The 23,486-nt window shown below is 33.7% G+C and carries 25 protein-coding genes; 12 read left to right on the top strand and 13 right to left on the bottom strand.

Annotated features, from left to right (window positions below; all coding sequences use genetic code 11):
• The first annotated feature begins 149 nt into the window (after positions 1-149).
• Positions 150-1,193: a WD40/YVTN/BNR-like repeat-containing protein gene (locus NBRC110019_RS06765; protein WP_281753506.1), complete on the top strand. Its 1,044-nt coding sequence runs from the start codon at positions 150-152 to the stop codon at positions 1,191-1,193.
• A 109-nt stretch (positions 1,194-1,302) separates the two neighbouring features.
• On the opposite strand, the gene NBRC110019_RS06770 is transcribed toward NBRC110019_RS06765, so the two are convergent.
• The 7 genes from NBRC110019_RS06770 to NBRC110019_RS06800 form a co-directional block, all read right to left on the bottom strand.
• Positions 1,303-1,749, bottom strand: coding sequence for a Spy/CpxP family protein refolding chaperone (locus NBRC110019_RS06770; protein ID WP_281753507.1), 447 nt, complete (start codon positions 1,747-1,749; stop codon positions 1,303-1,305).
• Positions 1,750-1,761: 12 nt separating this feature from the next.
• The gene (locus tag NBRC110019_RS06775; RefSeq protein ID WP_281753508.1) at positions 1,762-2,271 is read right to left on the bottom strand and encodes a hypothetical protein; all 510 of its coding nucleotides are present in this window, start codon (positions 2,269-2,271) and stop codon (positions 1,762-1,764) included.
• 33 nt (positions 2,272-2,304) lie between these two features.
• The gene (locus NBRC110019_RS06780; RefSeq protein WP_281753509.1) at positions 2,305-2,847 is read right to left on the bottom strand and encodes an RNA polymerase sigma factor; all 543 of its coding nucleotides are present in this window, start codon (positions 2,845-2,847) and stop codon (positions 2,305-2,307) included.
• A gap of 280 nt (positions 2,848-3,127) precedes the next feature.
• A complete protein-coding gene (locus tag NBRC110019_RS06785) occupies positions 3,128-4,969 on the bottom strand; it encodes an ABC transporter ATP-binding protein (RefSeq protein WP_281753511.1) in 1,842 nt (613 codons plus the stop codon).
• The gene (locus tag NBRC110019_RS06790) at positions 4,969-6,687 is read right to left on the bottom strand and encodes a phospho-sugar mutase (protein ID WP_281753512.1); all 1,719 of its coding nucleotides are present in this window, start codon (positions 6,685-6,687) and stop codon (positions 4,969-4,971) included. Before NBRC110019_RS06790 ends, NBRC110019_RS06785 begins: the two co-directional genes overlap by 1 nt.
• An 18-nt stretch (positions 6,688-6,705) precedes the next feature.
• Positions 6,706-7,689 (bottom strand): glycosyltransferase family 2 protein, encoded by a 984-nt coding sequence (locus NBRC110019_RS06795; RefSeq protein WP_281753513.1) that lies wholly within the window; start codon positions 7,687-7,689, stop codon positions 6,706-6,708.
• Positions 7,690-7,721: 32 nt separating this feature from the next.
• Positions 7,722-8,264, bottom strand: coding sequence for a DUF4199 domain-containing protein (locus NBRC110019_RS06800; protein WP_281753514.1), 543 nt, complete (start codon positions 8,262-8,264; stop codon positions 7,722-7,724).
• 176 nt (positions 8,265-8,440) lie between these two features.
• Between NBRC110019_RS06800 and NBRC110019_RS06805 the strand changes: the two genes are divergently transcribed.
• Both NBRC110019_RS06805 and NBRC110019_RS06810 read left to right on the top strand, forming a co-directional pair.
• Positions 8,441-8,692: a type B 50S ribosomal protein L31 gene (locus NBRC110019_RS06805; protein ID WP_281753515.1), complete on the top strand. Its 252-nt coding sequence runs from the start codon at positions 8,441-8,443 to the stop codon at positions 8,690-8,692.
• 130 nt (positions 8,693-8,822) lie between these two features.
• Positions 8,823-9,995 carry a GlmU family protein gene (locus NBRC110019_RS06810; protein WP_281753516.1) on the top strand — a complete coding sequence of 391 codons (1,173 nt, stop codon included), beginning with the start codon at positions 8,823-8,825 and terminating at the stop codon, positions 9,993-9,995.
• Positions 9,996-10,138: 143 nt separating this feature from the next.
• Here the strand turns inward: NBRC110019_RS06810 and NBRC110019_RS06815 are convergent, their stop codons facing one another.
• Positions 10,139-11,770 (bottom strand): ABC transporter substrate-binding protein, encoded by a 1,632-nt coding sequence (locus tag NBRC110019_RS06815; protein ID WP_281753517.1) that lies wholly within the window; start codon positions 11,768-11,770, stop codon positions 10,139-10,141.
• 219 nt (positions 11,771-11,989) lie between these two features.
• On the opposite strand from NBRC110019_RS06815, the gene mtaB reads away from it, so the two are divergent.
• Together mtaB and NBRC110019_RS06825 are read left to right on the top strand one after the other, a co-directional pair.
• On the top strand, positions 11,990-13,327 hold the full coding sequence (mtaB, locus tag NBRC110019_RS06820) for a tRNA (N(6)-L-threonylcarbamoyladenosine(37)-C(2))-methylthiotransferase MtaB (RefSeq protein WP_281753518.1): 1,338 nt from the start codon (positions 11,990-11,992) through the stop codon (positions 13,325-13,327).
• A gap of 64 nt (positions 13,328-13,391) precedes the next feature.
• Positions 13,392-14,168, top strand: coding sequence for a septal ring lytic transglycosylase RlpA family protein (locus NBRC110019_RS06825; protein ID WP_281753519.1), 777 nt, complete (start codon positions 13,392-13,394; stop codon positions 14,166-14,168).
• A 25-nt stretch (positions 14,169-14,193) separates the two neighbouring features.
• Here NBRC110019_RS06825 and NBRC110019_RS06830 read toward each other — a convergent pair whose 3' ends face one another.
• The 3 genes from NBRC110019_RS06830 to recF are packed head-to-tail and all read right to left on the bottom strand — an operon-like array spanning position 14,194 to position 16,054.
• Complete coding sequence (locus NBRC110019_RS06830) at positions 14,194-14,490, bottom strand: DciA family protein (protein WP_281753520.1); 297 nt, start codon at positions 14,488-14,490, stop codon at positions 14,194-14,196.
• On the bottom strand, positions 14,490-14,918 hold the full coding sequence (locus tag NBRC110019_RS06835) for a hypothetical protein (protein ID WP_281753521.1): 429 nt from the start codon (positions 14,916-14,918) through the stop codon (positions 14,490-14,492). The genes NBRC110019_RS06830 and NBRC110019_RS06835 overlap by 1 nt, the downstream gene beginning before the upstream one ends.
• Before the next feature lie 56 nt (positions 14,919-14,974).
• Positions 14,975-16,054, bottom strand: coding sequence for a DNA replication/repair protein RecF (gene recF / locus NBRC110019_RS06840; RefSeq protein WP_281753522.1), 1,080 nt, complete (start codon positions 16,052-16,054; stop codon positions 14,975-14,977).
• A gap of 126 nt (positions 16,055-16,180) precedes the next feature.
• On the opposite strand from recF, the gene NBRC110019_RS06845 reads away from it, so the two are divergent.
• The 7 genes from NBRC110019_RS06845 (at position 16,181) to NBRC110019_RS06875 (ending at position 22,507) form a co-directional block, all read left to right on the top strand.
• Positions 16,181-16,969: a tetratricopeptide repeat protein gene (locus NBRC110019_RS06845; protein ID WP_281753523.1), complete on the top strand. Its 789-nt coding sequence runs from the start codon at positions 16,181-16,183 to the stop codon at positions 16,967-16,969.
• Entirely contained in the window at positions 16,969-17,454 is a 486-nt protein-coding gene (gene ribH, locus NBRC110019_RS06850; RefSeq protein ID WP_281753525.1) for a 6,7-dimethyl-8-ribityllumazine synthase, read from the top strand. The genes NBRC110019_RS06845 and ribH overlap by 1 nt, the downstream gene beginning before the upstream one ends.
• Positions 17,455-17,622: 168 nt before the next feature.
• A complete protein-coding gene (locus NBRC110019_RS06855) occupies positions 17,623-17,919 on the top strand; it encodes a hypothetical protein (RefSeq protein ID WP_281753526.1) in 297 nt (98 codons plus the stop codon).
• A complete protein-coding gene (gene mutL / locus NBRC110019_RS06860) occupies positions 17,912-19,798 on the top strand; it encodes a DNA mismatch repair endonuclease MutL (RefSeq protein WP_281753527.1) in 1,887 nt (628 codons plus the stop codon). The genes NBRC110019_RS06855 and mutL overlap by 8 nt, the downstream gene beginning before the upstream one ends.
• 10 nt (positions 19,799-19,808) lie before the next feature.
• Positions 19,809-20,546, top strand: coding sequence for a rhomboid family intramembrane serine protease (locus NBRC110019_RS06865; RefSeq protein ID WP_281753528.1), 738 nt, complete (start codon positions 19,809-19,811; stop codon positions 20,544-20,546).
• Between the two features lie 3 nt (positions 20,547-20,549).
• The gene (locus tag NBRC110019_RS06870) at positions 20,550-21,449 is read left to right on the top strand and encodes a rhomboid family intramembrane serine protease (protein WP_281753529.1); all 900 of its coding nucleotides are present in this window, start codon (positions 20,550-20,552) and stop codon (positions 21,447-21,449) included.
• Positions 21,450-21,463: 14 nt separating this feature from the next.
• The gene (locus tag NBRC110019_RS06875) at positions 21,464-22,507 is read left to right on the top strand and encodes an endonuclease/exonuclease/phosphatase family protein (protein ID WP_281753530.1); all 1,044 of its coding nucleotides are present in this window, start codon (positions 21,464-21,466) and stop codon (positions 22,505-22,507) included.
• Between the two features lie 33 nt (positions 22,508-22,540).
• Here NBRC110019_RS06875 and NBRC110019_RS06880 read toward each other — a convergent pair whose 3' ends face one another.
• Positions 22,541-22,849, bottom strand: coding sequence for a DUF6122 family protein (locus NBRC110019_RS06880; protein ID WP_281753531.1), 309 nt, complete (start codon positions 22,847-22,849; stop codon positions 22,541-22,543).
• Position 22,850: 1 nt separating this feature from the next.
• The gene (locus tag NBRC110019_RS06885; protein WP_281753532.1) at positions 22,851-23,477 is read right to left on the bottom strand and encodes a WbqC family protein; all 627 of its coding nucleotides are present in this window, start codon (positions 23,475-23,477) and stop codon (positions 22,851-22,853) included.
• Positions 23,478-23,486 lie beyond the last annotated feature (9 nt).

The following is a 23,486-nucleotide window of genomic DNA, read 5'->3' on the forward strand; positions in this document are numbered from 1 at the left end:
TATGAATGATTTTCTTTATTTTAAATGTATAATTTGGAATTAAGGATTTCTGCATTAACAGGTTTGCCTTAAAAAATACCTAATAATGGGTATTCATAATATTTAGTAAAATAGTATTTTTATCTTTAAAGCGATTAGGAATTAATTTTATGAAAAATCTACTGTGTATTGCGGTTATTTTTACTGTTTTAGCTGGCTGCAATAAAAAAGAATCACCTGTGCATAAATTTAAAGAGGTGGTTATTACTCCTATATTTACTGATACAGTGAGTATTCGAACTCTTGAAATAATGAACAATGGTAATAATGTGGCTTTTGCAGGCGATAGAGGGATGTACGGATTGTATGATATAAAGAAAGATACATGGCGTACCAAACAGATTACATACGATTCTATTACACCGGAATTTAGAGCGATAGCACACACCATTAATGACTTTTTTATGATTACGGTAGCAAATCCTGCGTTGTTGTATAAAACTGGAAATCCAGGTGAAATGAATGTTGTGTATAAGGAGGAAAATGAGAAAGTGTTTTATGATAGTATGAAGTTTTGGAATAATGAGGAAGGGATTGCTGTTGGTGATGCTACAGACGGATGTGCTAGTATTATTATAACCCGTGACGGGGGATCTAACTGGACGAAAGTTACTTGTGATAAGTTACCTGAATTGAAGGATGGAGAAGCGTTTTTTGCGGCTAGTAATACGAATATAGTAGTTTTAGGAGACGAAACATGGATTGCTAGTGGGGGTAGCAGATGTGCAATCTTATATTCGCCAGATAAAGGAGTTTCTTGGCAGCTATTTAATACACCTTTCATAACTGGAGAGAGTGCCGGTATTTTTTCTATTGACTTTTATGATAGATTCAACGGTTTTGCCGTTGGAGGGGATTTTCTTAAGATAGAAGATGATGTAAACAATAAAGCTATTACTTCTGATGGGGGTAAAACATGGACCATTGTTGCAGACAATGGAGGTGTAGGGTATAAGAGTTGTGTACAGTATGTACCTAACAGAAATGCCAATGAGATAGTGGCGCTTGGTAGAACCGGAATTAGCTATACACATGATGCAGGTAAAACCTGGAAGAAACTTTCTGATGAGAGTTTCTACACGTTTCGGTTTTTAAATGATAGTGTAGCGTATGCAGCAGGGAATAATAAAGTAGCTAAGTTAGAGTTTAAATAAGTTGCAAGTATTGAATAAAATAAGAAAAAGATGAAGCGGCAACTTCATCTTTTTTGTTATCAGTATGTGTCATTATGAAAAATGTACTTCTTAAGCACTGGCTGTTATATTAATGTGGGCCGCCGCGCCGTTTACCTATTTTTCTAAGCAATTCTCTGTTAAAATCGTCTTCCACCTTTTTAAGCAACAGAATTTTTTTGGCCGATAGTATTTTCTTTAAATCGGCATTCATTTGCTTGTGTTCGTTTAATAGTTCATTTTCTAAGTCAATAAACTCATCTAACATTGCTTGAGCCTCCGATTCTGAAATTTCGTCTATTGGCTTATTGAATTTCATTTTAATACCACGCATTTCTTTGTGGCGTAACTCAAAAATACGTTCATCGTGTTTGTTGTAAATAGGCCAAAACTTTTCAGCTTGCTGAGGTGTTAACTCCAAGTGTTCCGTTATATAGGCTATTTTCATCGTCTTTATCTTATCTTTCCACTTGGGATTTTGTGCCCATGTAGTAGAGAGTACGCCTAGTGCTAGTAGTATGAATGTTTTTAATTTCATGAGTTTTTCCTGTTATTCTTCTTCTTGAGTTATGTTGTATACAGATAAATAATTAATAATATCATCTTCAGATAGTTCGTTGGAGTTTGTCATAGTAATAGTTGCTATATCATCACTAAATGCTTCTCCCACATCGTAAGAGCTTATTGGTAAGTAACCTGCTTCTATAGAGTTTTCAATGTCAGTAGCTGTTAGTGTGTTAATCTCGTTGTTGCCATTAAATATACTGTTAATACCAAGAGCCACTATAATTATGGCGGCCACGCTACCTGCTATGTAATTGAACCTTTTAACCCAACTTATTTTTCTGATAGGTTTTACATTTTCCGAACTTATTTTAGCCAAAATGTCAATTTCTACATCTTCAAAATAAGTATCAGGAATTTTGAAACCAGTTTCTTTCGGAAAATCGGGTACTTTTTCATTTGCAATGGTATGCATAAGTCGTTCTTCAAAATTCTCGAAATAATTTTCGGGAATTTTAAATCCTTCTTTTTTAATATGTGAATTTTTATTTTCCATTACATTGTTTTGATTGTTAAAATCCCAAAAGGTTTAATCCTTAGTAAGATATTCTTCTAGTTTCTTAACTGCATGATGATAGGATGACTTTAATGCTCCAACCGAAGTATCTAAAATTTGAGACATTTCTTCGTATTTCAATTCTTCGAAATATTTCATATTAAAAACCAAGCGCTGTTTTTCCGGTAATTTGGCAATTGCCGCTTGAAGTTTTAACTGAATATCGCTTCCTTCAAAATACACATCTGCTTGCAGATTTTGTATTTTACTCTCTTGCATCTCCTTATCTGTAATATTGGCTTTACGAGCTTTTTGTTTTAAAAACGAAAGAGACTCGTTGGTTGCAATACGGTACATCCAGGAGAATAAGGCGCTTTCACCTTTAAATGAGTCTATATTTCTATAGATTTTTAAAAAGGTGTTTTGCAACACATCATCGGCGTCATCATGATCTAATACAATCCTCCTGATATGCCAATACAATCGTTCTTTGTATTGAGACACCAATTGCTGAAAGGCCCTGTTTTGGGTTTCCTTGTTTTGCAACGCTGCTATAAATAGATCTTCCTGAACCAAGCTTAAATTTAATTTGTTTGTATATATAGACCTTTAATGTAACCAATAGTTTAATCAACTGGTTGGATTTAAGAAGGATTTAATATAAAACATGTATTTCGTCGAAAAAAACGAACACTTTATGGATTTTTCATGAAAACTTTTTTATATTTGAACCGTAGAGTAGTCCCAAATTTTTATCGCTATTAATTTTTATATAAACAAAAGGGCGCGTTTCGGTAAGCCGAACGCGCCTTTATTTGGGATGAAGATTAAGTCGTCTTTATTTTTTAAATTTCTTCTAGTCGAAAGACTGCATTTCTACAAGTTTCTTATAATGTCCGTTTAAAGCCATTAACTCTTTGTGAGATCCTTGCTCAATAATTTCACCTTTTTGCATTACTACAATAAGGTCTGCGTTTTGAATAGTAGACAAACGGTGAGCAATAACAATAGAAGTACGGTTTTGCATCATTTTTTCCAAAGCATCTTGTACTAGTCGTTCACTTTCGGTGTCTAACGATGACGTAGCTTCGTCTAATATCATAATGGGAGGGTTCTTAAGAACCGCTCTGGCAATAGACAAACGTTGTTGTTGTCCGCCACTTAAATTATTTCCACTGTCTCCTATATTAAAATCAAGACCTCCTTTTTCTTGAATAAAATCATATGCGTTAGCCACCTGAGTAGCGTTAGCAATCTCAGTTTCTGTAGCATCAATTTTACCAATTCTAAGGTTGTTTTCAATACTGTCATTAAACAGAATTGATTTTTGAGAAACCATGCCAAAAAGATTTCTTAAGGAATATAAAGACATGTCTTTAATGTCTACTCCATCAATAGTAATGGTACCTTCATTTACATCATAAAAACGAGTAACTAAGTTTGCTATAGTACTTTTACCACTACCAGATTGGCCCACTAAGGCAACAGTTTTGCCTTTTGGAACAGTAAGGTTAAAGTTTTTAAGTACATAGTTGCTATCTTCCTTGTATTTAAAAGAGATGTTGTTAATAGTAATATTACTTTCAAACCCTTGCTTGTCAATTGCATTAGGGGCATTAGTAAGTATATTATCTGTTTCTAAAAATTCAAGGATACGTTGTGCTGCTCCATCACCTCTTTTTAATGAATAGCTAGCTTTAGAGATCGCTTTTGCTGGAGTAAGAATATTGTATGCCAATAAGATGTACCCCAAGAAAAAAGCTGGATCCATAGAGTTGTCTATAAACACTAAATACCCTCCATAAAGAAGTAAAATGCCAATAGTAATAATCCCTAACAACTCACTTAGTGGAGATGCTACATTTTGACGGTTTAAAACCTTGTTAGAATAGTATGTGTAACGTTCTGTAGATTCTTCAAATTTAGTTTTAAAAATTCCTTCAGCATTAAAAGCTTTGATAATGCGAAGTCCCCCCATAGTTTCTTCTAAAACAGAAAGAAAAATACCCTGTTCGTTTTGAACTCTTAAAGAACCTTTCTTTAAAGATTTTCCTACAACAGATATAAGATATCCTGAAATTGGTAAAAATAAGAAAACGAAAATGGTAAGTTTGACACTAAAGGCAATCATCAGTGCTAATGAGAAGATGATGTTTAGAGGTTCTCTAACAATCATTTCTAAGATTGATAGTACTGAATTTCTTACTTCCTGTACATCACTGGTAACTCTGGCTATAGTATCTCCTTTGGTTTTTTCTGAGTAGAAAGAAAGTGGAAACTTTATAAGCTTTTCATACATGGCATTTCTAATATCTTGAAGAATTCCATTTCTCAAAAAAGTTATAAAATACATTGCAAGATAATTGGTTAAGTTTTTTAACAAAAACAATATAATTATTGCAGATACAGTAATCATAAGAACCTTGAAATTACCATATTCATCAATATAGTCTGCAATATAATAGTTCAAAGAATCTTCCAGATAATCTTTAATGTCTAAGATACCAGTAAATATTGGTTTTTGAACGATTGTAGTCGGGGCCTCATCTGCTTTAAAGATAACCTTTAAAACAGGAATAAGCGCTACAAAGGACATGGTCCCGAATAGCGCATATAAGATGTTAAAAAATATGTTTAAGTAAGCGTATTTTTTATAAGGTTTCGCAAAGCGAAGGATTTTTTTAAAATATGGATTCATTAACTTAATTTCAGTTCTGTAATCATAGCATCTATTCTATCATTTAATACTTTTTCGGTAGATTTAAATGCCCCTGTACTTTCTAATGTGGTATTTACACTAAAATAGAATTTAATTTTAGGCTCGGTACCACTTGGTCTTGCAGCAATTTTACTACCATCTTCAGTATAATAAATCAATACGTTTGATTTAGGAATATCTATTTCTTCTTTTTCACCAGTAACAGGGTTTGTTGCTATAGATGCCTTATAATCTTCTATACGTATTACTTTAGTACCGTTGATAGTTTCAAACGGATTCTCTCTAAGGTCAATCATCATTTGGTTGATTTCCTGCATACCACTAATTCCTTTTTTAACCAAAGAAATTAAACGCTCTTTGTAGAAACCAAATTCAGTATAAGTAACAATAAGATCTTGGTAAAAAGAACTTCCTTTGGCTTTTGCATTAGCAGCAATTTGGCAAGCTAAAAGGGTAGAGGTAACAGCATCTTTATCACGTACAAAGTCACCTACCATAAAACCAAAACTTTCTTCACCACCACCCACAAATGTTTGTTCAGGGAAGTCTAGAATCATTTTAGCAATCCATTTGAATCCGGTAAGTCCTAACTTACATTCTACACCATAGGCATCTCCTAGAGCAGACATCATAGGGGTAGAAACAATAGTAGATGCTATAAACTCATCTCCTTTAAATCCTTTTTCTTTCCAACGGTCTAATAAAAACTTGGTCATCATAACCATCGTTTGGTTACCGTTTAAAAGAATCATTTTACCTTCTTCGTCTCTAACAGCAATCCCTAAACGGTCACTATCAGGATCTGTACCAACAACCATATCAGCTCCAATTTCTTCCGCTTTAGCCAACGCCATGGTTAACGCTTCAGGCTCTTCAGGGTTAGGAGATTTTACTGTAGGGAAATCCCCATCTGGTACAGCTTGCTCTTCTACAATAGTTACATTAAAACCTGCTCTGTTTAATACTTCCGGTAAAGTAGTAATAGAGGTGCCGTGTAATGAAGTAAATACAATTTTGAAATCTTCTTTACCAGCAATATCAAAACTTCCGTTTTCAATAGAAGCATTAATAAAAGCTTCATCAACGTCTTTGTCTATGTATTCTATTAAATCTTCGTTACTATCAAATTTAATAGCAGAAAAATCTAGCGAATCAATTTCTTTAATTAGTTCGGCATCTTGAGGCGGAACTAACTGACCACCATCTGTCCAGTATACTTTGTATCCGTTATATTCTGGTGGGTTGTGCGATGCCGTTAATACAATACCACAGTGGCATTCTAAATGTCTTACAGAGAACGAAAGCTCAGGAGTAGTTCTTAAATCAGAGAATAAGAATACTTTAATTCCGTTAGCAGAAAACACGTCTGCAACTACTTTAGCTAACGTCTTAGAGTTATGACGGCAGTCATAAGCAATAACTACTTTTAACTCTTCGTCTGGGTATACCTCCTTTAAGTAATTACTTAACCCTTGTGTGTTTTTACCTAATGTATATTTGTTAATACGATTAGTACCAACACCCATAACACCTCTCATACCACCGGTACCAAATTCAAGATTTTTGAAGAAACTTTCATTTAATTCTTCTTTGTTGTTAGCAATTAAATCTTCAATTTTTGACTGCGTTTCCTTGTCAAAAGTATCGGTAAGCCATTGCTTTGCTATTTCTAAGCTTTTTTCAAAAGATGTTTCCATAATAGAGTCTTAAAATAGTTAAGTTAAATTAATATTATTTGAATTTTGAATTGAAGATAGGTTTAGTTTGTGAGCTATTTTATAATTTTTATGATCCTGTTTACTTCTTAAAATCATTTCAGTAATAAAGCCAGCCAAAAAAAACTGTGTTCCAATAATCATTGTTACCATTGCTAAATAAAACTGAGGGCGTTCCGTAAGCAATCTACCTTCAGGATTAATAAATAGTTTATCAATACCAAGGTATCCCGCAAAACAAAATCCGATAAAAAACATTAGAATTCCCATAGCTCCAAATAAGTGCATTGGTCGTTTTCCAAATTTAGAAATAAACCAAATGGTAAGCAAATCTAAAAGACCATGAATAAAGCGTTCTGCTCCAAATTTTGTTTTACCGTATTTACGTGCCTGATGTTGTACCGGTTTCTCATCTATTTTGTAGAAACCTGCGTTTTTAGCAAGTACCGGAATGTAGCGATGCATTTCGCCACTAACATCTACGTTTTTAATTACTACCTTTTTATAAGCTTTTAATCCACAATTAAAATCGTGAAGATGTAACCCTGATATTTTTCTGGCAGCCCAGTTAAATAATTTAGAAGGAAGGTTTTTAGCAATAATGGAGTCGTATCTAACTTTTTTCCACCCCGAAATGAGGTCGTAACCTTCGTTAATAATCAGGTCGTAAAGTTCAGGTATTTCGTCTGGGCTATCTTGTAGGTCGCCATCCATGGTAATTACTACATCACCCTCAACTTCCAAAAACCCGGCATTAAGTGCCTGCGATTTTCCATAGTTTCTTAAAAAGCGAATGCCTTTGACGTTTGGGTTGCTGTTGCTTAAGTGTTCAATAAGCTCCCAGCTAGCATCAGTACTACCGTCGTCAATAAAAAGTATTTCGTAAGAATATTGATTGGATTGCATTACGCGTACAATCCAATCGTGTAATTCTTGTAAAGATTCTTGTTCGTTCAGTAATGGTATTACTACCGATATATTCATACTTCAAAAAAATAGAAGTCAAAAATAGGGAATTAGAATGAGTCTTCTGTCTTTTTCATAGCTAAACCTGATATAAGGGAAATAATAAATCCCATAAAACAATACCAAAGTATACCCATTGCTGCAATCATAAGAGGTGATGACATAAATTCGATTGCAGATCGAGTAGTTTTTATTTGCTCTTTGGTCATACTAGGGTTACCATTCATTGTTTTTAGCACTTGATCATCTATCAATTGTTGATATAATGCCGGGTCTATAACTAGCATAAATAGGACTTGATATATTGATGAGATAACGGCTGCAATAGCTGCCGCACCTACGCCAATTTTAAGTGCATCACCAAGAGATAGATATCCTTCGTTTTTCTTTTTAAATTTAAGAATTCCTAATATAATGAATGTGATCATGGCTATGAACCATAGGATGTTAGCAACCCATCCTAAAGTTTTTATTTCTCCGATTGTGTAAAGAACAACAGATGCAACAACCGTAATTAATCCAATGACAATACCATTGGAAAGCATTATCTCAATTGAATTTGGTTTAGATTCCATAATTGGTTTAGATTCCATAATATGATTAGTTTTTTATTTATTACTTTAGTGCAAAGTAAGCTAAAAATGTTACAGTTTTAGGGTTTGATTTTGTTTTAGTAGAAAAAAAATAAAAATAATCTTGTCAGATTGTTTTTAATGCTTACATTTGCACCTCAAAATTTGGTAAAAGAATTAAAAATCAGGCATAAGCGATGAAAAAAGATATACATCCAGAAAATTATAGATTAGTGGCTTTTAAAGACATGTCTAACGATGACGTTTTTATCACTAAGTCTACTGTAGAAACTAAAGAGACTATTGAAGTTGACGGTGTTGAGTATCCAGTTTTTAAAATGGAGATTTCTAGAACATCGCATCCTTTCTATACAGGTAAATCTAAACTTATTGATACTGCTGGTAGAATTGATAAATTCAAAAACAAATATGCTAAATTCAAAAAGTAATTACTTTTTAGAATTAGTCAAAATATTTAAAGCTCTGCTACTTGCAGGGCTTTTTTATTTTTAACTACCTCCTGTTACAGAAACACAATCTAAATTGTATCTTTAGGCTTTTAAAAAATGCTTCTGTACTATGAACTACATCCTTTTTGACGGTCCGTACCGTAATGCTTTATTGCCGTTTACATTTACGAGACCTGTAGCAGATATTAGAGTAGGTATTTTAACCATTAGAGAAAAATGGGAAAAGTATCTTGATTCTACAACAACTACCATTACCGAAGAATATTTGTCTGATAAATTCCCGATGGTAGAGCTAGAAGCTAATATTTTAATCAATGCTTCTTTTTTACCTAACGCAGAATTAGTGGCTGTAATTAAAAGTTTAGAGAAAAACCAAGCGGTGTTTTATGAAGATGATGTGGTAGCCTTTTATGCTTTGGAAGCGCAGGAAGATATAGATTTTGATAGTTTTGATGCAATAGAGTACGAAGGAGAGGTTTTGCAGATACAGCATACATGGGATATTTTTAAAAAGAATGGGCAAGCCATGGAGCAAGACTTTGAGTTACTTACTGAGGGTAGAAAAAGTGTGTCTATACCAAGTAGCAATAATGTTATTTGTCCGGAGAATATATTTTTAGAAGAGGGTGCAAAACTTGAATTTTGTACACTGAATGCTACTAACGGCCCTATTTATATTGGTGTCAATGCCGAGGTTATGGAAGGCAGTATAATTAGAGGTGGTTTAGCCTTGTGTGAAGGGTCTCAAATTAAAATGGGTGCCAAGATTTATGGACCTACTACGGTTGGACCTTATAGTAAAGTTGGAGGAGAGGTAAATAATTCGGTTATTTTTGGTTACTCGAATAAGGGACATGATGGTTTCTTAGGTAATTCGGTTATAGGAGAGTGGTGTAACTTAGGTGCTGATACCAATAATTCTAATTTAAAAAATAACTACGATCAGGTACGTTTATGGAGTTACGAAACTGAGCATTTTGAAAAAACAGGATTACAGTTTTGTGGTTTAATGATGGGTGACCATAGTAAGAGTGGTATTAATACCATGTTTAATACTGGTACTGTAGTTGGGGTAAGTGTAAATGTGTACGGAAGTGAGTTTCCTAGAAATTTTATACCTAGTTTTTCATGGGGTGGAGCGCATGGTTATGCGACCTATAGATTAGACAAAGCATTGGAAACGGCAGAACGCGTAATGAGTAGAAGAAATATTTCTCTAACTGATTTTGATAAAGATATTATGCAGTATTTATTTGAGCTTACTAATCCAAGTAACACTTAAAACAGTCTACTTCATAAAAGAATAAGAAATAAATAAGGGTAGCTATATAGTGCCTGAAATTACAAGGCTAACAATAAGCTTTCTTTTACGGATAGCTTGTTGTTTTTTTTTGAAATCTATCTCTTATGACAGTGAGCGTTTAATTAATCAATTTTCTTAACCTTCTTTAAGGTTAAGAAATTAATTCCATTTCCTGTTAATCCTTTAATGTTTTTTTGAATAAAACGAATGCTTTGATCATAATATAGGGGTACAACCGGGGCTTCTTCTATAATAAGGCTATCCATTTTTTGGTAGAGTGCTATACGTTCTTCTGTGTTGGTGGTTTTTACAGCCTGCTCATACCATTGGTCAAAAAGATTGTTTTTGAAATGCGTGTAATTGGGACCTTCAGGGGTAAAGTTTTTACTGTAGAAGAGAGATAGGTAATTTTCCGCATCAGGATAATCGGCAATCCAGCTGGCTCTAAAAATAGCAAGCTTTCCGGTAGATTTACTTTGTCTTAATGTAGGTGAGGTGAGTAAATCAATAGTAGTGCTAATGCCTATTTTTTGTAATTCTCGTTGTATGTACTCACAAAGGTCTAGGTAATTGGCATCGGTAGATATGGTGATTGTTGGACTTGCAATTCCGGTTTCTTTTTTAAATTCAGTAATGAGTTGTTTAGCTTTTTCTGGTTGATAGGAGTATCCATTAGATGTTCCGAACCCAGGCAAGCCGTTAGGGATGAATCCTTTTTCTGCAGGGGTGCCTATATTGTTACGTAAATAGGTAATCATTTTTTGTCTATCAAATCCGTAGTTGATAGCTTTTCGTAGCTTTAAAGATTGATTTTCAGGAATGTCATTATCTAAATAAATACCTAAGTATTCTGTATTTAGATACGGAGCCGAAATCATTTGAATGGCATCTTGGTATTTTGATTGTAACTTGCCAGAGGTGGTTAACAATTCATCTTTATAAGAAGCATCAAGTGCATTTAAAAAATCGATGTTTCCTTGTGTAAATTGCAAAAACTCGCTCTGCTTATCAGGTAAAAATGTAACGGCTATTGCTTCTAAATACGGTAATTGATTGCCTTGTGTGTCTTTTTCAAAATACAAAGGATTTCTGCGGAGTACTAGTTTTACATTTTCTTCCCAGCGTTTAAACTGAAAAGGACCTGTACCAATAGGGTGAGCTCTAAAGTCGTTCCCAAAAAAAGCAATAGCTTCTTTAGGAATTACTGAGCAATATTTGGTGCTAAGTAATCCTAAAAATGCCGGAAAAGGTTGTTTTAGTAGAACTGTAAAAATGGTGTCGTTAACTGCTTGGTAGTTGTCAACATAGTTTAATACCCATCTTCCTGGGGAGGCTACCTTTTCATCTAATAACCGATTAAAGGAGTACTCGAAATCTGAAGCTGTAACGGTTCTTGTTTGTAGAGGGGGGTTGAATAACTGGTGTTTGTGAAAATACACGTCGTTTCTTAAGGTGAATGTATATTGAAGGGCATTTTCAGAAATGGTCCAACTTTTTGCAATATCAGGCTGTATGTTTAAGGAGTCGTCTAATTGTACCAATCCGTTAAAAAGTTGATTTACTGCCCATATGTTGGCTTGAACTCTACTAAAAGCAGGGTCTAAAGAAGTGATGTTACTATGTTCGTTGTATCTAAAAACCTGAGAAGTATTATATAGGATGTCTTTTTTATTGGTGCATGCAACTAAGACGAGTGTTAACAAAGGAAAAAGGAGGTATGCTTTTATATTTTTTTTGGAACTTGTTAAATTCATCAGAGTTTTTGGTGATTAGATTTGTTAATGTATAAACTAGTAAATTGCCGCAACTTTAAATAGAATGCTGTAAGTTAATTAATGTATCTTGTTAAGTGTCAGTTAATGAGTGTTTTGTAGTTAACTTTAAATTTAGGTTCTTTCTGTTAATTGCTTACCTTTGCAAATTATTGAAAATAAAGTTACACTAAAATAACGAGATTAAAGCGGGATTATTTGATGGAGCAGAGAAAAAAAGTAGCGTTTTATACCTTAGGATGTAAGTTGAACTTTTCTGAAACTTCTACTATTGCAAGAAATTTTCAGGAGGAAGGGTTTGACCGTGTTGAATTTGAAGAAATAGCCGATATTTATGTGATAAATACTTGTTCGGTAACCGAGAATGCTGATAAGCAATTTAAGCAGGTGGTAAAGAAAGCCCAGAAGAAGAATGAGAATGCTTTTGTGGCGGCCGTAGGATGTTATGCTCAGTTAAAGCCTAAAGAATTAGCAGCGGTTGATGGGGTTGATTTGGTGTTAGGAGCTACCGAGAAATTTAAAATTACCGATTATATAAACGACTTGTCTAAAAATGATTTTGGAGAAGTTCATAGTTGTGAGATAGAAGAAGCCGATTTTTATGTAGGAAGTTATTCTATAGGGGATCGTACTCGTGCATTTTTAAAAGTGCAAGATGGGTGCGATTATAAATGTACGTATTGTACTATTCCGTTAGCACGTGGTATTTCTAGAAGTGATACTATGGAGAATGTTTTGAAAAATGCGGCTGAAATTGCAGCTAAGGGAATTAAGGAAATTGTACTTACAGGAGTAAATATTGGAGATTACGGGAAGGGAGAGTTTGGTAACAAACGCCATGAACATACCTTTTTAGATTTGGTAACAGAATTGGATAAGGTAGAAGGGATTGAGCGTCTTAGAATTTCTTCCATAGAACCTAACTTATTAAAGAATGAAACTATCGACTTAGTTTCGGTTTCGAGAGCTTTTGTTCCGCATTTCCATATTCCGTTGCAAAGTGGAAGCAATGAGATTTTAAAGAAAATGAAACGTAGATATCTGCGTGAACTTTATGTTGATAGAATTACGAAGGTACGTGAGGTAATGCCGCATGCCTGTATTGGTGTGGATGTTATTGTTGGTTTTCCGGGAGAAACCGATGAACACTTTTTAGAAACGTATAATTTTCTTACCGACCTTCCGATTTCGTATTTACATGTATTTACGTATTCTGAAAGAGATAACACCGAAGCAGTTGAAATGGATGGTGTAGTACCTAAAAAGGTACGTGCTAAAAGGAGTAAAATGTTGAGAGGATTGTCTGTTAAAAAGCGAAGAGCTTTTTATGAAAGTCAGATAGGAAGTATCCGTACTGTATTGTTTGAAGGAGAAAACAAAGAAGGATATATTCACGGTTTTACAGAGAATTATGTAAAGGTGAAAGCTCCGTGGAATCCTGAGTTGGTAAATACCTTACAGGTTGTAAAACTCACCAAAATAGATGAAGACGGAATAGTACGCTTTGAGTTTGTTGAAAAAAATGTAATTTCGGCATAAAACCTATTGTAATAATTGTTTTATATTAGAGCTAAGCTTATTCTTAAACCCCAAATACTTTTCTATGCGAAATATTTATTTTTTACTTTTTCTGTTTATTACATTAGGTGTAAGTGCTCAAGTAGAAACAGGAGAAGCTTCTTTCTATGCGAAGAAATTTAACGGACGTACAACTGCCAGTGGAGAAATCTATCACCATATATTACCTACAGCTGCACATCGTACGTTGCCTTTTGGTACTAAAGTAAAGGTTACAAATTTGGCTAATAATCGTTGGGCTATAGTTAAAATTAATGATAGAGGCCCTTTTGTTAAGGGAAGAATTATAGATGTATCGCGCTCGGTTGCCGAGAAGTTAGATTTTATAAATGCCGGCATTACTAAAGTAAAAATAGAAGTAATAGGTGAAGAAGATGTAGAAGTTGCAGAAACGGTACTTTCTAATGATGATGTGAAAACTACTACTACAACCACTAAGGTGGAAACGGTTCCAGTTTCTACGAATACTGTTTCAGAAGTAGTGATTACAACTGTTGCAACAACAACGGCACCTACGGTTCCAGGTAATGAATACTATGAATTAGGAGTTGAACAAGTTTCTCCTGATTGGATGGGGGTGCAAATTGGTAGCTTTCAGGAGTTAACCAATTTAATACGGTTGGTAGATGGCCTTAAGTCTAAATATAAGAAAAAGGTTGTGGTACAGGTTAAAAATAGGAATGGTTTAAAAGTGTATGCGTTAATCATTGGTAAGTTTTTAACCAGAGATAAGGCAGAAAACTTTAAAGAGCGAGTTAGAAAAGATTATCCAGATAGTTTTATAGTAGATCTTAGAAAATAAAAAAGGCATTTTTAATGCCTTTTTTTTATCTTAAAATGAGTTCTTTTACCAGTTCTTTACCGAGTTGCTCATTAATCATTTCAATAATTTTTTGTTTCCCATAGCTTAACTCTTCTCTTAAAACAGAAGAAGTAAGAGATACATGTAATGTTTCGTTTTTTAATATGATGTCTTGAGTATAATTGGCTACTCCATTACCCATTAGTTGAATCCATGCGTCTCTAACGTCTATTTTGTCTATACCACCCTCAAGGTGATTTTCTTTAATAAAAGATTTTAATGCTTCGCTAAGGCTTATGTGTTCGTTATATCTTTTGGTCATTATTCTATATTAATTGGCTCGAATCGTTTATAATAATAGGTGTTTCCTGAATCGTTCGAAATACTAAAATGATCTTTATCTACCTTTAATAGTTTTTCCTTCCACTCGTCCATAGAGGTTTTATAATCAAAATAGTAATCCTTATTTTCTTTAATGATAGTAAAAAATTCGGCATCGCTATTTGTTTTATAAGTTCCGTTTAGCGTAGGATACATTTTTTTTCTGAACCCTGAAAGGCTATCTTTCAACTCCAGATAATCTACTGTTGTGTTTACTTGGTATTGTTTGGTTGCTCCGTCGGAAGTAACTACTTTATCTATTTCCCAATAACCGTTTAAATTTGATAGGTCTATCTCAGTTATTTGTTTGGAACATCCTAATATACTAAATGACAGTGTGATAAAAAATAATATTTTCACAAATTTCATAACCTTACCTTTTTTAAAAGGGTAAAGTTACCTGTTAGATTTTAAAAAAGAGGTAATTATAATTTAAAAATTTTATAGGATTGATTGGTTTTTTTAACAACTTCTTCGGTACGTTCTGAATGTGTGTCACTTATAAAAATTTGTCCGAAGGTATCGTCGTTAACCAACTGAACTAAATGGGTAACTCTGCTCTCATCAAGTTTGTCAAAAATATCATCAAGTAGTAAAATAGGCTTTACATGTGATATGTTTTTTATAAAATCAAATTGGGCTAATTTTAATGCGATTAAAAAAGATTTTTGCTGTCCCTGACTTCCAAACTTTTTAATAGGGTAGCCATCAATTTCAAATTTTAAATCATCTTTATGAAGTCCAACACTCGTGTATTGCAGTACCCTGTCTTTTGCTAAATTCGCTACTAATAATTCGGAGAGTGTCTGCTCGTTTAATTGGCTGTCGTATGAAAGATCTATTTGTTCGCTGTTGCCAGATATAAGTGCATATCTATTTTTAAAAATAGGAATAAACGCATCTAAAAAGGCAACTCTTTCTTGGTAAATGTCATTTCCAAATGCACATAATTGTTCGTTGTATACCTCTAAAGTAGTACCATCAAAAGTATTATTAAGAGCAAAATATTTTAGTAAGGCGTTTCTTTGGGTAAGTACCTTGTTGTAGCTAATAAGATTTTGCAGGTATTTTTTATTGGATTGCGAAATTACGTTATCCATAAACTTGCGTCTGGTTTCACTACCTTCAATAATCAAATCTCTATCTGATGGTGATATCATAACAAGTGGAATAAGTCCTAAATGATTTGATAGCTTATCGTACACCTTACCATTTCTTTTAATACTCTTTTTTTGTCCTTTTTTTAAACTACAAACAATGCGTTCTTCATTGCCTTTTTTTTCAAAGGTACCATCTACTACAAAAAAGTCTTCTCCGTGTTTAATATTTTGAGAAGCAATAGGATTGAAATAGCTTTTGCCAAAAGCAAGGTAGTGTACGGCATCTAAAATGGTGGTTTTGCCCACACCATTATTACCGGTAAAACAGTTAATGTTGCTGTCTAAAGTGAAATCTTTAGAGACAATATTTTTATAATTAATTAAGGATATTTTACTTAATATCATACCAAGCTAATGTAGTAAACTTTATTCTTTTGCAAATCAAATATAAAATAATAGAAAATATCAAGAAAAACAGCTTTTATATTTTAATAAAAATTATATTTTTGCGCCACAAATACAATTTAGGCTATGGCTACATATAATAAAAGAGGGTATAAAAATAAGGCTAAAAAGGAAAACGAAGCATTCGATGAGCCTGAAGTAATACATGCAGATGAACACAGTACTACAGAAGATGTTTTTAACACCTTAGATGAGAAAGCTAATAAAACTGAAGAATGGGTTGAGAAAAACCAGAAAGTAATTTTAGGTTTTATTGGAGTGTTAGTAGTGGCTGGTCTTGCATTTTTTGGATACACTAAATTTATTCAAGAACCTAATGAAACAAAAGCATCTAACGATATGTTCTTTGCTCAAGAATACTTTAAAGAAGCATTCAACGGGGCAGAAGCAAAGGATTCATTATTAAATCTTTCTCTTAAAGGCGCTGAAGGGAACTATGGTTTCTTGCAAATTATTGATAAGTATAGTGGTACTAAAGCTGCCAATATTGCTACATATAGTGCAGGTATGGCATATTTAGAACTTAAAAATTACAAGAAAGCGGTTGAATACTTAGATGAGTTTAAGTCTGACGATGTAATTTTATCTCCTTTTGCTAAAGGAAACATTGGTGATGCTTTTTCTCAGATGGAGGATTATAAAAATGCTTTAGATTATTACGAAAAAGCGATTAACGATAACACAAACGGATTTACAACTCCATTGTATTTGTTTAAAGCTGGTATGTTAGCTAAAGAGCAAAAAGAGTACGATAAAGCATTATCTTATTTTAAAAGAATTAAAGAAGAGTTTCCAGATTCTGAACAAGCAAAAACTATTGACGCTTATGTGGCAATAGTAGAAAGTGAAAAATAATGGCAACAGAAAATAAAAATTTATCAGAATACGATAAAACAACAATCCCAAATGCGAAAGACTTTCGATTTGGGATTGTTGTTTCTGAGTGGAATGATACCATAACCGAAGGATTGTATAAAGGTGCAGAAGCAGCTTTATTAGATTGCGGAACTGAAACGGAAAACATTATTAGATGGAATGTTCCGGGAAGCTTTGAGCTTACGTTTGGAGCCAAAAGAATGTTAGAAGTGAAAGATGTAGATTGCGTTATTGTTATTGGTAGCGTAATAAAAGGCGAAACAATGCATTTTGATTTTGTATGTCAAGGTGTCACACAGGGGGTAAAAGATTTAAATGTGTTATATGATACACCTGTAATCTTTTGTGTGCTTACCGATGATAACATGCAGCAATCTATTGATAGAAGTGGTGGTAAACACGGAAACAAAGGCACAGAGGCTGCTATAGCTGCCATTAAAATGGCGCATTTACGTACGTTATAATCATAAGATACATATAAAAGTACTGATTGGTTTTGTAAAAAAAGTCAATCAGTTTTTTTTTGTTGCTAGGTAAAGTTAGTTCGGCATCTTATTTGTTAACATTTTTTAGCATAGTGTATAGAAACAATACTATGTATTTTAATTAATTTTGAAAGAATAGAATGGGGTATGAAACTTCGAGTATTATTTAAACAACATAGAAACAAGTCGTTCAACTATAAGCCTCGCTATTATAATGAGCGTAAGGAACGACTCGATAGCCTTAAGAGACAGTATAACAAAGTTTCTGATGTAGATTATGTACCTAAGAGAAGAACTTCTTTTAGAGAAGATTGGAAAACGCAACGGAAAGACTTAAATGATAAAAACTCACGAGTTAGATTAATTGTAATACTGGTATTTCTTCTAATGGCTGCCTATGTTGTGTTACGATTTTTTAATTTCGAAAAATTACTTAATGGCTGATATCATCCAGTTATTGCCGGATCATGTAGCAAATCAGATTGCAGCGGGAGAAGTGGTGCAAAGACCGGCTTCTGTTGTTAAAGAGCTTATTGAAAATGCTATTGATGCCGGTGCAACAGAAATAAAATTAGTTATAAAAGATGCTGGGAAAACCCTTGTACAAGTTGTAGATAACGGTGTAGGGATGACCGACACTGATGCTCGTTTGTGTTTTGAACGACATGCTACCTCTAAAATTAAGAAGGCAGAGGATCTTTTTCTATTGAACACAAAAGGGTTTAGAGGAGAGGCGCTTGCTTCTATTGCTGCTATTGCCCATGTAGAATTAAATACCAGACAACAGGAAGCAGAGGTGGGGGTGCAGATTAAAATTGAAGGCGGTAAAGTTACATGCCAAGAACCTTCAGTAGCTCCAAAAGGGACAAGTTTATTGGTTAAAAACTTGTTTTTTAATATTCCTGCAAGGCGTAATTTTTTGAAATCTGATGCCGTTGAGCTTAGACATATCATAGATGAGTTTCATAGGGTAGCCTTAGCGCACCCCAATGTTCATTTCGATTTTTATAGTAACGGAACCGAGTTGTTTAATTTACCTGTGGCAAATATAAGACAACGTATTGTTAGTATTTTTGGTGGTAAAACCAATGAAAAACTGGTGCCGGTAAATGAAGAAACCGAGGTGGTAAATGTGTCGGGATTTGTAGGGAAACCTGAATTTGCTAAAAAGAGCAGAGGAGAACAGTTTTTCTTTGTTAATAATAGATTTATTAAGAGTCCGTATTTGCATCATGCCATTATGGCGGCATTTGAAGGGTTGTTGAAAGATGGAATGCAACCAGGGTATTTTCTGTTTTTGGATGTAGATTCGGCTACCATTGATATTAATATACACCCAACTAAAACAGAGATTAAGTTTGACGATGAACATACGTTGTACGCCATTCTGAGATCGGCGGTAAAACATAGCTTAGGTCAATTTAATGTGGCGCCTGTATTAGATTTTGATAGTGATACGAATCTAGATACTCCGTACGATTATAAAAATAAAAAGGTAGCTATGCCTACTATTGAGGTAGATGCCAATTTTAACCCGTTTAAAGAAGAGACAGAAGAGAAAGCTCCAAAAAAAGAATCCTTTAAAGGTGGTAGTGGTTCGTATGGTTTTAAAAAAGAAAAACAACCAAGTTGGGAAAGTTTATATGTGGGGTTAAATACGAATGATGATGAGGTAGTGACAACGGAGGGCTTTTCATCGGTTGAGTTTGAATCTGAAGAAGTCACGGGAAAGTTATTTGAGGACGAGGATATTCAATTATCAAAAGCTACTACGTTTCAATTGCAAAAGAAATATGTGGTTACCACTATTAAATCGGGGATGGTTATTATAGATCAAACCCGCGCGCACCAACGTGTATTGTATGAGCAGTATCTTAAGGATATTACCATCAATGAAGGAGTGAGCCAGCAGTTGTTGTTTCCGCTAGAGTTGCACTTTGGTAAGGTAGAAATGTCTTTATTACAAACCTTAAAAGAGCGTTTAGAAGGAACTGGTTTTGCTTTTGAAACAATGGAAGAGGATACTGTGGTTATTAATGGCATACCAATGCACGTTACCGAAAGCGAAGTAGCTATTATATTAGAACAATTAATCACAGATTTTGGTGATGATATACCGGATAGCGGTTTTACACAAACAGATATGTTGGCAAAAACATTGTGTAAAACGTTAGCCGTTAGAGGAGGAGAAGTACTTAGTGTTGCAGAGCAAGAGAATTTAGTAAATAATTTGTTTGCATGTACAGAGCCTACGATGTCTCCTTTTAACAAGCCTGCTTTTATTACCATGAGTGCAGGCGATATAGAAAAGAAATTTATGTAAATTTAGGTACATGGGAAGAATGACAGAGGTGGTGAAACACCTGATAATAATAAATGTTATATTTTTTGCAGCAACATATATGTTGCCAAATCTACACCTAGAAAATTGGTTAGCGCTATGGTTTCCTGAAACTTCAAATTTTAGAGTATGGCAATTGGTAACGCATATGTTTATGCATGGTGGGTTTACACATATTTTATTTAATATGTATGCGTTGTTTGCTTTTGGATCTTCCTTAGAAGCTATGTGGGGGAAAAACAAGTTTTTGTTTTTCTATATATCTGCTGGGTTAGGTGCTGCGTTGGTGTATACGGGTGTTAATTATTATTTTTATAATGAAGGTATGAATGCCCTAATCGCTAATGGAGCTGATAAAGTAGATGTGTTGAATACGTTGTCTCAAGGGGCATATTACCAAACATGGGCCAATTATATGCCCGAATGGATATATTCTAATTTTATATCAACAGCAGGGCCGGCATTAGGTGCTTCGGGCGCAATTTATGGAATTTTAGTAGCTTATGCCATGAGTTTTCCAAATGCACAATTAATGATATTTCCGCTGCCTATACCTATAAAGGCTAAGTTTTTTGTGCCCGGAATGATAGCAATAGATTTATTCTTTGGGTTAACCAGTTATTCTATAGGTCCAACGGCGCATTTTGCTCATGTAGGAGGTGCTTTAGTTGGCTTTATCATGATGTGGTATTGGAAACGAAATGAGTTTGATAATAATAGGTGGAATTAAGTTATGCAGAACAATTTTAGATATCAGTACAGTATGCTTTCACCATCGGTGAAAATGATTGTTATTAACGTAGCGGTTTTTATACTATCTTCATTAGTGTTGTTTCTATTTCAATTGCAAGGGACTTCCAATTTTTTTGATACTTGGTTCGGGTTAAGTTCTGTACCCATGGAGGTACTTACAAAACCATGGACGCTAATTACATACGCTTTTTTTCATAGAGGAATCATGCATATTTTTTCTAATATGCTGATACTTTATTTCACCGGAAACATTTTTTTAAACTTGTTTAATGGTAAACAGTTTTATAATGTTTACTTTTTAGGTGCTATAGCAGGCGGATTGTTGTATGTGTTTAGTTACAGTATATTTCCGGTGTTTAGTAATGTTTATGCTGGTATAGTAGGCGCTTCTGCAGCCGTTATGGCTATCTTAATATTTGTGTGTACCTATACACCTAATTTGGAAGTGCGCTTATTTATGTTGTTTACTGTTAAGTTATGGTATATAGGAGTATTTTTGGTGTTAATGGATTTGGCTTCTATTCAATCAGGTAATCCTGGTGGACATATATCTCACTTAGGTGGGGCGTTATTAGGGTTTGTGTATGCAAAACAATTACAAAAGGGAAATGATATAGGAGCTTGGTTTTCTAGTTTAATGGATGGTGTTGTTAACCTGTTTAAAGGTGATAGTAAAACAGCAGGTAAGGCTAAGTTTAAAAAAGTGTATAGAAATAAAGGAGGTAAAAAAGCATCGCAAGGAACAAAAGTGTTTGATAACGATAAAAATTTACATCAGAAGAAAATAGATGCTATTTTAGATAAAATTAGTAAAAGCGGATACGAAAGTCTTACCAAAGAAGAAAAGGACTTTTTGTTTAGAGCTGGTAAAAATAATTAAACACAACATTCCCCTTGAAAAAGCTTTCTTTATTTGATAAGTTTCTATTTATAATTAATAGTTTACTGGCTACGGTAACATTATTAGCCTATTTTCTTCCATATCTGCCGCCTAAAGGTTTTAGATTGATATCGGTATTGAGTCTGGGGCTTCCTGTGTTTTTAATTACAAATTTCTTATTTGTACTGTATTGGTTATTTCGATTTAAAAAGCAATTGTTTTTATCACTTATTACATTGTTTTTAGGATTTACCTATGTAAAATCTACAGTAGAATTCGGACATACACCTGAACCTGAAGGAAAAAATGATTTTTCTTTGTTAACGTATAATGTAAGAGGGTTTAATTATAATGAATGGAGTAAGGATACTACATTAAAAGATAGTATACAGGTCTTTGTAGTAAAGGAGTCGCCTGATATTTTATTATTTCAGGAGTTTCATAAGTATGAATTTTCAAAGTATAATAAAATGTATCCTTATAAGGCTGTATTTTATAGGTCGTTTAGCTATGGTCAAACAATTTTTTCTAAGTATGAAATTGTAGATAGTGGGGCTTTTAATTTTGATGGTACGGGAAATAATATCATTTATGCTGATATGTTAATTGAGGGTAAAAACGTGAGAGTGTATAATATTCATTTAGAATCTAATAACGTAACAGTAGATGTAGAAAGAGGACTAGCTGATGCAGATAAAGAAAAAATGGCCAGTACTATATCTAGATCTTTTGTTAGGCAGCAAACGCAAATAGATGCCTTAATAGCACAGTTACAAAGTTATAAGGGTAGGTATATTTTAGCGGGAGATTTTAATAATACAGCGTATTCGTACATCTATAATGAACTAAGAAGGTCGGCAGATTTACAAGATAGTTTTGAAGAGGCGGGAAGTGGTTTTGGTAAAACCTATGAATTTAAATACTATCCGTTGCGAATTGATTTTGTATTAGCAGATGCAGGTTTTCATATTAAATCTCATAGGAATTATAATAATTACTATTCAGATCATTTTCCGGTAAAAGTAGTGTTTGGTAAAGACTGGTTGCTCGATAATTGATAGTAAATACTTCGAGATTTGTCTAGAGGTAGTTTATTTCATTAAACAATCTAGGGTATCAGCTGTCATATGTAATAATAGTGCAACTCCAAAGATTCTAGTTTCTCTAAAAAAAAGTAAGGCAACATAACATCCTATCGCCATATAAGAATGAAGTGGGTGAAAGCCAATGCTACACCGGTTAGGATCAAAAATAGGGCTAGCTAGTAAATGATCTACATCAATAATAATAGCACCTATTAATATAATTACTGCGCGTTTAAAATCCTTTTTATAGAAAAGATAGGCAACTAATATGGGAATTAGAAAATGAAATCCGTAATGGATAAATCCGCGAAGCATTTTATTGCAGTAGGATATTTTGACTTTCAAGATAATTTAAGCTATTAGGTCCTTCGTTAAATAAAAGATCTAGGGTGCTTAAATTGGGTATAAAGCCATGTTTAGATTCAAAAACTTGAGTATAGCGTTCTAACGGATGATTTTCTTCCTTTTTAGCGTTGATAAGAAATCTATGGTCTTTAATTTCAATGGGGGCTGTTTCATATTTTGTAGTAAAACTAAAATTAGTTTCTAGTTGTAAGCTATCAAAAATAACCTCCATAGTTTTTAAATTAAAGTCTAGTAAAAACTCATGCTTATTTTCGAATAAAGGAGCAAACTCATCTTCATAATATTCAAAGAAAGGAGAAGTCCTATAGGCTGTTTCTATACTTTTCCAATGTTGTTTCTGCCATGGAAAATCGTTTTCCAACCGTACATCCTTATATAATAGCCTTCCGTTATTGCTAATGTGTTTAATAGGGATACTTAAAAGCTGTTTGCCGTTAGCACCATAAATATACATTCTGTTTCTGTAGGTTTGTTTTTGGTAATTATCAAATTTCTCAAACACTACTTCGTCTCCGTTAGTGATAACAACTAATTGAGAAATAGAAGGGAAATAGGAAGGATGTAAAAGAACTTTCATTAATTTATA

Source organism: Neptunitalea chrysea (genome assembly GCF_027924145.1).
In the GTDB taxonomy this organism is placed as follows: domain Bacteria; phylum Bacteroidota; class Bacteroidia; order Flavobacteriales; family Flavobacteriaceae; genus Neptunitalea; species Neptunitalea chrysea.